The 13,200-nt window shown below is 40.4% G+C and carries 11 protein-coding genes; all 11 read left to right on the forward strand.

Annotated features, from left to right (window positions below; translation table 11 throughout):
- Nucleotides 1–128: 128 nt before the first annotated feature.
- The 11 genes from K0R93_RS04445 (at nt 129) to K0R93_RS04495 (ending at nt 13,079) form a co-directional block, all read left to right on the forward strand.
- Entirely contained in the window at nt 129–1,211 is a 1,083-nt protein-coding gene (locus K0R93_RS04445) for an FAD:protein FMN transferase (protein ID WP_300298140.1), read from the forward strand.
- Between the two features lie 215 nt (nt 1,212–1,426).
- Nucleotides 1,427–2,131: a FadR/GntR family transcriptional regulator gene (locus K0R93_RS04450; protein ID WP_300298143.1), complete on the forward strand. Its 705-nt coding sequence runs from the start codon at nt 1,427–1,429 to the stop codon at nt 2,129–2,131.
- A gap of 546 nt (nt 2,132–2,677) precedes the next feature.
- Nucleotides 2,678–3,466, forward strand: coding sequence for an electron transfer flavoprotein subunit beta/FixA family protein (locus K0R93_RS04455; protein ID WP_300298146.1), 789 nt, complete (start codon nt 2,678–2,680; stop codon nt 3,464–3,466).
- An 11-nt stretch (nt 3,467–3,477) separates the two neighbouring features.
- Nucleotides 3,478–4,698, forward strand: coding sequence for an electron transfer flavoprotein subunit alpha/FixB family protein (locus K0R93_RS04460; protein WP_300298150.1), 1,221 nt, complete (start codon nt 3,478–3,480; stop codon nt 4,696–4,698).
- Between the two features lie 22 nt (nt 4,699–4,720).
- Complete coding sequence (locus K0R93_RS04465; RefSeq protein ID WP_300298153.1) at nt 4,721–6,115, forward strand: FAD-binding oxidoreductase; 1,395 nt, start codon at nt 4,721–4,723, stop codon at nt 6,113–6,115.
- A gap of 107 nt (nt 6,116–6,222) precedes the next feature.
- Nucleotides 6,223–7,878, forward strand: coding sequence for an L-lactate permease (locus tag K0R93_RS04470; RefSeq protein ID WP_300298156.1), 1,656 nt, complete (start codon nt 6,223–6,225; stop codon nt 7,876–7,878).
- A 194-nt stretch (nt 7,879–8,072) separates the two neighbouring features.
- Nucleotides 8,073–8,585 carry an NADH-quinone oxidoreductase subunit NuoE family protein gene (locus K0R93_RS04475; protein ID WP_300298159.1) on the forward strand — a complete coding sequence of 171 codons (513 nt, stop codon included), beginning with the start codon at nt 8,073–8,075 and terminating at the stop codon, nt 8,583–8,585.
- An 11-nt stretch (nt 8,586–8,596) separates the two neighbouring features.
- A complete protein-coding gene (locus K0R93_RS04480; protein ID WP_300298162.1) occupies nt 8,597–8,989 on the forward strand; it encodes a (2Fe-2S) ferredoxin domain-containing protein in 393 nt (130 codons plus the stop codon).
- An 88-nt stretch (nt 8,990–9,077) separates the two neighbouring features.
- Nucleotides 9,078–10,724: a NuoF family protein gene (locus tag K0R93_RS04485; RefSeq protein WP_300298164.1), complete on the forward strand. Its 1,647-nt coding sequence runs from the start codon at nt 9,078–9,080 to the stop codon at nt 10,722–10,724.
- 18 nt (nt 10,725–10,742) lie between these two features.
- Nucleotides 10,743–12,530 (forward strand): NADH-dependent [FeFe] hydrogenase, group A6, encoded by a 1,788-nt coding sequence (locus tag K0R93_RS04490; RefSeq protein WP_300298167.1) that lies wholly within the window; start codon nt 10,743–10,745, stop codon nt 12,528–12,530.
- 123 nt (nt 12,531–12,653) lie between these two features.
- The gene (locus tag K0R93_RS04495; protein ID WP_300298170.1) at nt 12,654–13,079 is read left to right on the forward strand and encodes an FMN-binding protein; all 426 of its coding nucleotides are present in this window, start codon (nt 12,654–12,656) and stop codon (nt 13,077–13,079) included.
- The last annotated feature ends 121 nt before the right edge of the window (nt 13,080–13,200 follow it).

Genomic DNA, 13,200 nt, shown 5'->3' on the forward strand with positions numbered 1-13,200 from the left:
AACATCTGATAAACTCCCTCATGTTAATGGGGGAGTTTTCAATATTTAGGAGATGACTCTAGTATAGCGTTCTTATATGTATTTGAATTCTTATTTCCTTTTTGATAGGATAAAAGTAGGTGATGAATATGAAAAAAAAGGTAATTATGCTGATCATTATAGGGTTGAGTGGGTTATTCTTAAATGGGTGTCAGCCAAAGTATACTAAATATAGCGAGAGTTTTTTCGATACATTCGATACCATGACACAAGTCGTTGGTTATACAGAAACAGAGGAAGAGTTTAAGGGGCATATACAAAAGATTCATCAACGTTTTGAAGAGCTTCACATGCTTTACGATAAATATAATGATTATGACGGGATAAATAATATCAAAACCATCAATGATTATGCAGGAATCAGACCAGTGAAAGTAGAAAAAGAAATCATAGACCTCATACTTTTTGCGAAGGACTGGTATATCAAAACCGATGGAAGGACCAACATTGCCATGGGTTCAGTTCTTGAGATATGGCATAGGTATCGTGATGAGGCTAACTATGACCCCCGAAATGCCAAAATCCCTTCCATGGAGGAGCTTTCAGAAGCTTCAAAACACATGGATATAAACAAGATTATTGTAGATGTGGAAAACAGCACTGTATATTTAGCCGATGGAAGGATGAGCCTTGATGTTGGTGCTATTGCAAAGGGATATGCCACTGAGATTGTAGCCAGGGAAATCATGGAAGCGGGCTTTGGTTCCGGCATTATTAGTGCTGGTGGAAATATCCGTGTGCTGGGTAAGCCTCTTGATGGGGTTCGCGAAAGATGGGGTGTAGGCATCCAAAGTCCTGATCGAGCGGTGGTTTTTGATGAGGAAAATATGCTGGATACCATTTTTGTGAACAATGCTTCTGTAGTTAGCAGTGGAGATTACCAAAGATATTATATCGTGGATGGAAAGGTAATACATCATCTGATTGATCCAAGTACCCTTATGCCAGGTGATTATTATCGTGCAGTAACTGTGCTTTCTGAAGATTCTGGGGTAGCAGATGCCTTGTCCACGGCAGTGTTTTTAATGCCGTTTCCAGAGGCGAAAGCCCTTATTGAAAGTTTGGAAGGAACAGAGGCCATATGGGTAATGGATGATGGCAAAATAGAAGCTACTGGTGGCATGAAAGGAATTATGAAGAGCTATGGTGCTACAGGAGCCAAAGCAAAGTAGCTTGATGCTATGGCATTGGAGAAATTTAGAACAACAAAAATTAAAACCATTATTATAAAATAAATCTATTTGGAATTATACAATTAGTTGAATCAGAGGGGCCAGTATGATAGACTTAATTCTATCAAGATATATATGGACGAATAGCTTTTTATGATACAATAAGAATAGTTAGGAATAGCTTTAAATTTTGCGGGCGAAAGAGGTAAGTTTACATGTTTACACCAATAAAGAGTAAAAAAGTCTATCAGCATGTAATTGAACAGATCCAGGTCATGGTTATGGATGGAACCCTAAAGAAGGGGGATAAACTGCCTGCAGAGAGGGAACTGGCAGAGACTTTGGGTGTCAGCAGGACATCCATTCGAGAGGCCCTGCGGGTATTGGAGATTATAGGAACCATTGAGAGTCGACAAGGCGAGGGGAATTTTATTACAGCTAGTATGGAAAAAAGCCTTTTTGAACCTTTATCTGTTATGTTTAAGATTCATCAAGGTAAGTCTTTGGACATCTTAGAGCTTCGAATTATCATTGAGAATGAAGCTGCAAGGATTGCAGCAGAGAGAATTGAACAGGAAGATATGGATGTTTTAAATGAGCTGATTCAGGCCCTTGCAGAGGCGAAGGATGAAAATGAAAGTACGATCATCGATAAAGAAATTCATTATAAGATTGCAGAAATCACAGGAAATTATCTTATTCTAAGTGTATTAAATGCGATCTCCACATTAATGGAATCATTTATAAAGGAAGCAAGAGTAAGGATCATCAACTGGAGAAAAGAAAGAAATCTATTGCTCCAACAGCACCAGGAAATATGTGCATCAATCATTGCCAAAGATCCAGACCGTGCATATAGAGCCATGCAAGCCCATTTCCAATCAGTTATCGATAGTATGAAGGACTTGGAAACCGAATAAACAAAACAAATTAAAACCACACAGTAGGTTACTGGGTGGTTTTGTTATTTTTAAGACAAAGAATGATGACAGAATAGAGTAAATAGATTTTTTTTTTGTCAACGAATAAAAATTGCAAGGTAAACCAATGAATTGAATTATTTTATGAAAGATAAATCTGTTAATTAATAAACAATTATAGAAATATTATTAATATTATGATATTTTATTTAAAAGTGGTATTACCATAGTACCATTACTGTGAATATGGGGTAAAATTTTTAACAGGAATTCATCATATGAAACGAAGGGGTGTGAAGGTGAATGAATACCTGTTAGATATAGCCAATGGGAAAGCGTTATCAAAAATAAAAATTCTGTTGGCAGCCCCATCCCTTGAATTCTTTGGATAGAGATATGCTCAATTCCCTAATTTAGCAATAAATGTTTACTCGAGGGCTTCCATAGAAATGAAACTTTATCATTTATCTCAAGTGCTGCAGAGCACTTCTTTAAAAAAGAAAATTGGTAAGACCATAATACCACAAAATAAAAGGAGGATATTCAATGGAAATACTTGTCTGTATTAAGCAGGTGCCTGGGACTTCTGAGGTAGAAGTAGACGAAAAAACAGGTGTATTAAAGAGGGACGGCATTGATTCAAAGCTCAATCCATATGATCTATATGCGATTGAAACAGCATTGAAAATGAAAGAAGAAAAAGGCGCTAAAGTCAATGTGATCACCATGGGACCACCTCAAGCGGCTGAGATTATTCAGGAAGCATTCATGATGGGTGCTGACAACGGTGCATTACTAACGGATAGGAAGTTTGCAGGTGCCGATGTGTTGGCAACGGCGTATACCTTATCTCAAGGGGTTAAGAAAATGGGGAATATTGATTTGATCATCTGTGGAAAGCAGACGACAGATGGAGATACTGCCCAGGTGGGACCTGAAATGGCAGAGTTTCTTGGTATACCCCATGTGGCAAATGTAAGAAGAATTGTTGAGCTAAAGGAAGAGTCCATTGTTGTTGAGATGGATATGCCGAACACCATCGAAGTGGCAGATGTAAAGTTTCCATGCTTGATTACTGTGGAAAAGGGTATTTTCCAACCAAGGCTGCCATCCTTTAAATTAAAGATGGCTACCAAGGATAAAGAAATTCCTTTCTACAGCATGAATGACTTCGAAGATCAAAACGAAAAGAATTACGGTTTAAATGGATCACCAACCCAGGTTTTAAAAATATTCCCGCCAGAAGCAAATACCGATCATGAAATGTGGGAAGGCACAGGGGAAGACCTTGCCGATCGATTGTTAACAAAATTAAAAGAACTAAAATTTGTATAGGAGGGAATAGTATGGCGAAAATAATTATTCATCAAGATAAGATAACAAGCCCTGAGGAATTGGTAAAACTTTGCCCCTTTAGTGCGATAGAATATGATAACCAATATTTGTCTATAAATGCTGCTTGCAAAATGTGTAAGATCTGTATCAAAAAAGGATCTGGAGTATTTGAATGGGTAGAAGAGGAAGTTTTAGGTATAGATAAAAGCAAATGGAAGGGCATAGCTGTCTATGTAGACCATGTGGAAGGAGAGATCCATCCAGTTACATTAGAATTAATTGGAAAAGCAAAGGAATTGGCTGCAAAAATAAATCACCCTGTTTATTGTGTATTTATGGGTCATGAGATCAAAGAAAGAGCCAATGAGCTTCTCCATTATGGTGTAGATGAGGTATTCGTTTATGATGATGAAGCCCTAAAGGATTTTAGAATAGAGCCATATACAGCAGTGTTTGAAGATTTTATTCAGAATTTACAGCCAACCATCGTATTGGTTGGGGGAACCACCGTGGGAAGATCCCTTGCACCAAGGGTAGCGGCAAGATTTAGAACAGGTCTTACAGCGGACTGTACAATATTAGGGGTTCAGGAAAACACAGATTTAGACCAGATTAGACCGGCATTCGGCGGAAATATTATGGCGCATATCTACACACCAAATCATAGACCACAATTTGCGACAGTTAGATATAAGATATTTTCAGCACCTGAAAGAATAGAAAGTCCTACAGGAAAAATAACAGTCTGTGAAATTGGCAAGGAAGCACTGGCATCAAAAATCACAGTACTTGATGTAAAACAAAAAGAAAAAGAGATGAGCATTGAGGACGCAGAGGTTGTGATTGTGGCTGGAAGAGGTATAAAGAAACAAGAAGATCTGGACATGATCCACAAATTGGCAGATATTTTGGGTGCCCATGTAGCAAGTACACGCCCGTTGATCGAGGCAGGCTGGACGGACCCTAGAAAACAAATCGGACTTAGCGGTAGAACCGTAAAACCAAGATTGATTATTACATGTGGTGTTTCAGGAGCAATTCAGTTTGTTGCTGGGATGAACAATTCGGAATGCATCATTGCCATTAATCAAGATGAAAACGCACCAATCTTTAAGGTAGCTCACTATGCCCTAAAAGGTGATATTTATGAGATCATTCCAAAGCTTGTACAGAAATTGAACAGCCTTGGAACCAGTATATCTATCGAACATTTGAAGCAAGTTGTATCATAAAAAGTGAATGGGAGGGAATCGCATGAATTATAAAGCAATAGATAGTCAGGATATCGAATACCTGATTTCAGTTTGTGGAAAAGGGCGGGTATTTGTAGGAGAAGAGATCAATGAAGATTTTGCCCACGATGAGCTAGGTGGTATTGAGAGATTGCCAGAGGTTATGGTAGAGGCAGTTTCTACGGAAGAAGTGTCTAAGATTATGAAATATGCCTTCGATCATCATATCCCTGTAACACCAAGGGGACAGGGAACTGGACTGGTAGGAGGTTCCGTTGCAATCCATGGCGGAATCATGTTGAATTTAACCAAGATGAATAAAATTCTAGAACTGGACGAGGAAAATCTAACATTAACGGTTGAGCCAGGGGTTCTATTGATGGAAATTTCAAAGTTTGTTGAAGCCCATGACTTGTTCTATCCGCCAGATCCAGGCGAAAAAAGTGCTACCATTGCAGGAAATATCAATACCAATGCAGGTGGTATGAGAGCTGTGAAATATGGTGTGACCAGGGACTATGTAAGAGGTCTTGAAATCGTTCTGCCAAATGGAGAAGTAATGGAAGTAGGCGGAAAAATCGTAAAGAACAGCTCTGGCTATAGCTTAAAGGATATGATAGTTGGTTCAGAAGGAACTTTAGCTATCGTAACAAAAGCTGTATTGAAATTGTTACCGCTGCCTAAAAAAGCCATCAGTTTATTGATTCCTTTCCCTGATTTGGCCATGGCTATTGAGACGGTTCCTAAAATCATCAAATCCAAAACAATCCCAACAGCAGTAGAGTTCATGGAAAGCGCTGCCATATTGGCAGCAGAAGAGTTTTTGGGTATGAAGTTCCCAGATAAATCCTCTGATGCATATCTGCTCCTTACCTTTGATGGAAACAGCAAGGAAGAAATAGAGAGGGCTTACGACAAGGTAGCTCATATTTGTCTAGATTCAGGTGCCTTGGATGTACTGATTTCAAATACCCAAGAGAGGCAAGAGTCCATTTGGAAGGCTAGGGGTGCTTTTCTTGAGGCAATCAAAGCTTCAACCACAGAAATGGATGAATGTGACGTAGTTGTGCCAAGAAATAAGGTTGCTGACTTTATAAAATACACCAATGAGCTGCAATCACAGTTCCAGGTTAGAATTAAGAGCTTTGGACACGCAGGAGATGGAAACCTCCACGTATACGTACTAAGAGATGAGCGGACAGAAGAAGAGTGGAAAAAGACCCTTGGGGATGTATTTGAATGTATGTATAGCAGAGCTAGAGAATTAGGTGGTCAGGTATCGGGAGAACATGGTATCGGCTATGCAAAAAGACCGTTCTTGATTGAGTCTATGGGTGAAAATGGCATGCAGCTATTAAAGAATATTAAATTAGCCTTTGACCCAAAAAACATTTTAAACCCAGGAAAAGTTTGTTAGATAGTGAAAATTTACGCCTTACCTTACCAGCAGACATTGAAGGTAAGGCGTAATATTTATCATGATAGAACATAGAAAGCTACTTAAATTGAAGGGGGAACTTGATTATGTATGCATTTATGGCTTTTTTACCAATTTTACTAACCATTATCCTAATGGTAGGATTCAACTGGGCTGCCAAGAAAGCGTTACCAATCTCATGGTTGCTCGCATCCGTGATTGCCATTGGAGTTTGGAAAATGAATATCCATAACGTAATGGCCTACTCTGTCTTTGGGGTACTAAAGGCAGTGGACGTTTTGATCATTGTCTTTGGGGCGATACTCATCTTAAATACCCTAAAACAATCGGGTGCTATGACAACCATCAACAATGGCTTTAATGGAATCACAAAAGATAGACGTATTCAAGCGATTATTATCGGATGGATGTTTGGTGCCTTTATTGAAGGTGCTGCGGGATTTGGTACACCGGCAGCCTTGGCAGGCCCTCTTCTTGTAGGATTAGGATTCCCTCCACTGGCAGCAGCCATGGTGGCGCTGATCTATAACAGTACACCAGTTTCCTTTGGAGCTGTTGGAACACCGATATTTGGTGCCATGAGTACCATTGCAAACAACCTACAGGGTGTAAATGCTGACCCAGAACTGTTTAAAATGACCATGACAAAATGGATTGCATTGTCCCATGGTACAGTCGGTATATTTATACCATTGCTAGGTATCTGTATGCTAACGAAATTCTTCGGAAAAGAGAAATCAATCAAGGCTGGATTAGAGGCAGCACCATTTGCCATATTTGCAGGTTTAGCTTTCGTAGTTCCTTACATCTTAATTGCTACAATATTTGGTCCAGAATTACCATCCTTGGTAGGTGCCTTTATAGGTCTGGCAATCGTTGTCCTAGCAGCAAAGAATGGATTTTTAGTGCCGAAGAAACATTGGGACTTCCCTGATAAGTCAGAGTGGCAAGAGGATTGGAAATCTAAGGTAGATACGGGCAATGTAGGAGAAGCGAAAATGTCTCTTCTTAAAGCGTGGACGCCTTATATACTCATTGCAATCATCCTTGTTGTTACACGTATACCATCCTTTGGATTGAAAGCATTGCTCATTGCCCAGCAAATTAAAATCCCAAATGTATTAGGTATTGAAAATCTAAATTATGGATTGCAGTGGGCGTATCTTCCAGGTACAATTCCATTTATCCTCGTTGCCCTTATTACCCATGTCATTCATGGAATGAATGGACAACAGGTGAAAACAGCTTGGTCAAGTACATTTAAGCAGCTAACTGGTGCTGCCATCACATTGTTCGCTGGTGTCGCTATGGTACAGTTAATGCTAAATTCAGGTGTAAACAACGCAGGATTGGCTAGTATGTTAACAGAAATGGCGAAAACTGCAGCAGGATTAGCCGGATCGGCGTATCCATTCTTTGCTCCATTTATCGGTGTATTGGGTGCATTTATGTCAGGTTCCAATACCGTATCCAATATTCTATTCTCCTCCTTACAGTTTGAAACCGCAACTATTTTAAATATGCCACAGGTATTGATTGTAGCCCTTCAAGTCATTGGTGGAGCCGTGGGAAATATGATCTGTATCAATAACGTGGTGGCTGTTTGTGCTACGGTAGGATGTGAAGGAAATGAAGGAAAGATCATTAGAAGAAATGCAGTGCCGTGTTTTATTTATGGTATTGTTGTTGCAAGTGTTGTAGCAGCCCTTATTTATAGTGGGTTTAACCCATTCCCCCTTTAGGCATGAAGCCGATCAATCCTATGGATTGATCGGTTTTTTTTCACTATATAGGCTTTAATATAAAAAACGGTAGGAGAAGTACGCCTACCGTTTTTTATATTAAAGCACCAAAAAATGTATTAAATGATTTGAGATACGGAAATATTAGTGGGGACAGAGATTTTTTGAAACAGTTGGAAAGGATGGTGAGTATTATGACAAAACCACAGACCATTAGTGTAACAAAACCCGTAAGTGAAGATTTGCCTGAGGAGAAGTTTAATGAATTGGAAAGCTTTATTGATCATTTAGAAACCACAAAGGGGGCATTGATCGAAATCCTTCATAAGGCCCAGGATATATTTGGATATCTTCCAAGGGATGTGCAGTTGTATATTGCCAGAAAGCTAGGTATTCCAGGAGCAGAAGTATTTGGTGTTGTTAGCTTCTATTCTTATTTTACAACAAAGCCAAGGGGAAAACATACCCTAAGCATTTGTATGGGGACTGCCTGCTTCGTTAGGGGTGCTGACAAGGTCATTGAGAAATTCAAGGAAAAACTGGGCGTTGAATCCAATGAAATAACGGAAGATGGCCTCTTTACCTTGCGGGATGTGCGCTGTATAGGCGCTTGCGGCTTGGCACCCGTCGTTACAGTCGGTGATAAGGTATATGGAAGGGTCAAGGAAGAAGACATAGATGAGATTATCAAAGCATATCGCGGTTAGGAGGAATCAGTATGAAGATCAAAAGCCTAGACGAACTAAGAAAGATAAGGGAAGAGCACTCAAATCAAGTAAGACTTCGGGAATATGGTGAAATGGCTGGAGATAAAATTGAGATATTGATTGGTATGGCCACATGTGGAATTTCTTCAGGTGCTAGAGAAACGTTGAATGCATTTGTAAACGCGTTATCTAGTGAAGATATTGACAATATCAAAGTAGTACCTGTGGGCTGTATAGGATATTGTCATTCAGAGCCTACGGTGCAGGTCAATATACCTGGACAAAAGCCTGTACTTTATGGGAATGTAAAGGAAAATAAGGTTCGAGATATTATAGAAAAACATATCAAAGGCGGAAAGCCGATTGAGAATCTCATTTTGCATGTAGACTTCGAAAGAGCTTAAAGGATACGCAGAAACAAGGAGAATTAATTGGGACTGTGTAGATAGAAGACAATAGATTTAAAGGTAAATTAAGTAGAGGAGGTTAGCCATGGCAAGCACTCGTACAAATATCATGGTTTGCTGCGGAACTGGTTGTTTGGCAAGCGAAAGTGAAAAGGTCTTAAAGAATTTAGAGGTTATTGCAAAAGCCCGAGGATATGCTGAGGAAGTACAGATTATCAAAACAGGCTGCTTTGGCTTTTGTGAACAGGGGCCTATCGTGAAGGTCGAGCCCGATAACGTATTTTATGTCAGGGTAAGCCCTAAAGATGCCAAGGATATCATTGATGAGCATATCATTAAAGGCAGAAAAGTTGAACGACTCCTATACATGGAGCCAAATGAGAATGAAAGAATAAAGAAACAAGAAGATATGCCCTTCTATAAAAAGCAGCTGAGGGTCGCCCTGAAAAACTGCGGGCTGATTAATCCAGAAGATGTCTATGAGTATATCGCATTGGGAGGATATGAAGCATTAGGAAAAGCCATTACCAAGATGACGAGAGATCAAGTGATCGATACAGTGAAAAGGTCAGGATTAAGAGGACGAGGGGGCGGAGGTTTTCCAACAGGTCTTAAATGGGAGATCACGAAAAAACAAGAAAGCGATGTAAAATTTATGATTTGCAATGCCGATGAGGGAGATCCAGGGGCATTTATGGATCGAAGCATATTAGAGGGTGATCCCCACAGCGTACTTGAAGCCATGGCTATTGGGGCCTATGCCATAGGCGCTGATAAAGGGATTATTTACATTCGTGCAGAATACCCATTGGCTATCGCGCGATTGAATACCGCACTGAAACAGGCAAGGGAGCTAGGCTTATTAGGAAAGAACATCTTTGGAACAGATTTTAGCTTTGATATCAATTTAAAATATGGTGCAGGTGCATTTGTATGCGGGGAAGAAACAGCGTTAATCAATTCCTGTGAGGGCAAAAGAGGGGAACCTAACTTTAAGCCTCCTTATCCAGCTGAAGAAGGATATTGGGGTCATCCCACCTGTGTAAATAATGTAGAGACCTTTGCCAACATTCCTTCCATTATCATGAAGGGGGCAGATTGGTTTGCAGCTATGGGTACAGAAAGGAGTAAAGGAACAAAGGTTTTTGCTTTGGCAGGGAAAATCAATAATGTAGGACTTGTGGAAGTGCCTATGGGGATCACCCTTCGTGAAATTATCTTTGATATCGGTGGGGGGATTCCAAAAGGAAAGAAATTCAAGGCTGTACAAACCGGCGGCCCATCGGGAGGCGTAATCACAGAGGAAGGTCTAGATACACCTATTGATTATGACAGTCTCATTGAAAGAGGCTCTATGATGGGATCAGGTGGTATGATTGTCATGGATGAGGATGACAATATGGTAAATATTGCAAAGTTCTATCTTGAGTTTACGATGGACGAGGCCTGTGGAAGATGTGGCCCAGGGCGGATTGGTACCAAAAGACTGTTTGAAATGCTCCATAAAATATCCAGTGGAAAGGCGACAATGGCAGACTTAGATGCTTTGAAACAGCTAGCCTATATGGTGAAGGACAGCTCCCTCTGTGGTCTATGTCAGACGGCACCAAACCCAGTAATAAGCACCATGAAACATTTCTGGGATGAGTACGTTGCCTTGGTCAAGGATGAAGACCATCCCCAGGGAGAAGGTAGATATGTTCCGAAGAACAAGATTGGCATGAAATCATAAATTAAGTGAGGTGAAAGTATGGCTGGAAGCCCAGAAAAATATAAAGATAGAAAAAAGATTCAAATTAAGATTAACGATGAGGACCTAACGGTACCAGAAGGAATAACGATTTTAGAGTCCGCCCATGAGGTAGGGGTAAAAATTCCAACTCTGTGCCATTTGGATCTCCATGATTTACAACTGTATAACAAAACAGCATCTTGTAGAGTTTGCATGGTGGAACTGGTTGATGGAGGCAATCAAAATCGAAACAAGCTGGTGCCTGCCTGTGTTACAAAGGCATATGAGGGAATGACGATCCGTACAGATACCCTTCGCGCCATCAATGCTAGAAGAATGGCCGTAGAACTTTTGCTGTCCAATCATCCCAATGAGTGCTTTACATGCCCTAAAAACCTTGAATGTGAGCTTCAGGCTTTGGCAGAAGAGTTGAACGTTAGGGAAATCCGTTGGGAAGGGGAACGAATGGATTATCCAAAAGATTTTTCAAGTGACGCCATTGTAAAAGATTCTAACAAATGTATCTATTGTAGACGATGTGAGACCGGCTGTAATGAGATACAAACCTGTGGTATACTATCGGGAATCGGCAGAGGTTTTAATGCATTCGTAGGTCCTTTTGCCAATATACCTATGGTGGAATCCTCATGTACCTATTGCGGGCAATGTGTGCAGGTATGTCCTACCGCAGCCCTTACGGAAGTATACCATGTGGATAAGGTATGGGAAGCCTTAAATGATCCAGATAAACATGTCATTGTCCAGACTGCACCAGCAATTCGGGTCGCTTTAGGTGAACTATTTGGAATGGAAGCAGGAACCATTGTAACAGGAAAGATGGTAACAGCCCTAAAACGTATGGGGTTTGATGCGGTATTTGATACGGATTTTGGTGCAGACCTTACCATTATGGAAGAGGCATCAGAACTGATCTACAGAATAAAGAACAATAAGACGCTGCCGATCCTGACAAATTGCTGCCCTGCTTGGGTAAAGTTTATAGAGCATCAGTTCCCAGAACTGCTCCATGTACCGTCCACCTGTAAATCACCCCATATCATGTTTGGTACTATTGCAAAAACCTATTATGCAGAGAAAAATGGAATTGATCCAGACAATATTGTGGTGGTATCCATCATGCCATGCATTGCAAAGAAAGCAGAGGCAAAGCGTCCTGAACTGACAAAGGACGAGCACAACAATGTAGACATCGTAATCACTACGAGGGAATTGGGCGCGATGATTAAAGAAGCAGGCATAGAATTCAATAGCCTGCCAGACAGTGAGTTTGATAGGCCATTGGGAGAGACGACAGGTGCTTCCGTAATATTTGGAACAGCCGGCGGTGTGATTGAAGCTGCGATCCGTACAGCCTATGAATGGATGACGGGTGAAACACTAGAAAATGTTGAATTTGAACAATTAAGAGGAATGGAAGGCGTTCGAAAGGCTACGGTTAGGATCGGAGATCAAGACTTGAAAATTGGCATAGCCAGTGGATTAGGGAATGCTCGGGTAATCCTAGAAGAAATCAGAGACGGCAAGGCTGATTATCATGCCATTGAGATTATGGCATGCCCTGGAGGATGTATAGGTGGCGGTGGTCAGCCGTACCATCATGGTAACCACGAGATTGTCAAGAAACGACGTGAGGCAATTTATGAGGAAGATAGAAGAAAGAAAATTAGGAAATCTCATGAAAACCAGGAAATATTGGAGCTCTATAGAGAATATCTAGGAGAACCTTTTGGAGAACTAGCCCATAAGCTTTTACATACCCATTTTGAAGAAAGAGAAAGAATTTAGGGATATCCAATGGTGAAAAAGGAGAAGCGGTGAAGGAGTAAAGCACTCCTTCATCTTTTTTTTCTTATCAGAAGGAATTTTATGTCATAATGAGAATATAAGTGATTGATGGAGGTGTTTGAAATGACAAGGAAGATAAAATGGATATATATAGTAATCCCCGTGTTAATCATTGTTGGAGGGATAGGCGGTTATAGGTATGTTGATTATCACAGGACACTGGCAACGTATCGCCAAATGATTGCAGACATTACCATAGACGAGGTGGATTTGTCTAAAATCGAAGATGGTATCTATACAGGCACCCATGATGCAATCTGGGTTGGTGCGGATGTAACGGTGACTGTGAAGGATCATAGGATTACAAATATCAAACTAGAAAGGCATTTGAATGGCCATGGTGAGCCTGCGGAAGTTATACCTCAAAAGGTGATAGAGACCCAATCCTTAAAGGTAGATACCATTAGTGGTGTAACATCAAGCAGCAAGGTAATTCTAAAGGCCATTGAGAAAGCATTATTAAATCCACCAGAGTGTCTTCATAAGTGAAGTGTTGGGTAGATAGATGTATGTTGAATAGAATATCAATTATATGAAGCACTTCATGATTATATGGGCTGGTAGCGAAGCCATTGTATGTAGATGACATTGGCAGATTCATGTTGGGTTT

Source organism: Anaerosolibacter sp. (assembly GCF_029240175.1).
In the GTDB taxonomy this organism is placed as follows: Bacteria; Bacillota; Clostridia; order Peptostreptococcales; family Thermotaleaceae; genus Anaerosolibacter.

Coding starts and splice junctions, on each gene's coding strand:
- K0R93_RS04450 (WP_300298143.1), top strand. CDS start 1,427: ATGTTTACACCAATAAAGAGTAAAAAAGTCTATCAGCATGTAATTGAA.
- K0R93_RS04475 (WP_300298159.1), top strand. CDS start 8,073: ATGACAAAACCACAGACCATTAGTGTAACAAAACCCGTAAGTGAAGAT.
- K0R93_RS04465 (WP_300298153.1), top strand. CDS start 4,721: ATGAATTATAAAGCAATAGATAGTCAGGATATCGAATACCTGATTTCA.
- K0R93_RS04460 (WP_300298150.1), top strand. CDS start 3,478: ATGGCGAAAATAATTATTCATCAAGATAAGATAACAAGCCCTGAGGAA.
- K0R93_RS04495 (WP_300298170.1), top strand. CDS start 12,654: ATGACAAGGAAGATAAAATGGATATATATAGTAATCCCCGTGTTAATC.
- K0R93_RS04480 (WP_300298162.1), top strand. CDS start 8,597: ATGAAGATCAAAAGCCTAGACGAACTAAGAAAGATAAGGGAAGAGCAC.
- K0R93_RS04470 (WP_300298156.1), top strand. CDS start 6,223: ATGTATGCATTTATGGCTTTTTTACCAATTTTACTAACCATTATCCTA.
- K0R93_RS04445 (WP_300298140.1), top strand. CDS start 129: ATGAAAAAAAAGGTAATTATGCTGATCATTATAGGGTTGAGTGGGTTA.
- K0R93_RS04455 (WP_300298146.1), top strand. CDS start 2,678: ATGGAAATACTTGTCTGTATTAAGCAGGTGCCTGGGACTTCTGAGGTA.
- K0R93_RS04490 (WP_300298167.1), top strand. CDS start 10,743: ATGGCTGGAAGCCCAGAAAAATATAAAGATAGAAAAAAGATTCAAATT.
- K0R93_RS04485 (WP_300298164.1), top strand. CDS start 9,078: ATGGCAAGCACTCGTACAAATATCATGGTTTGCTGCGGAACTGGTTGT.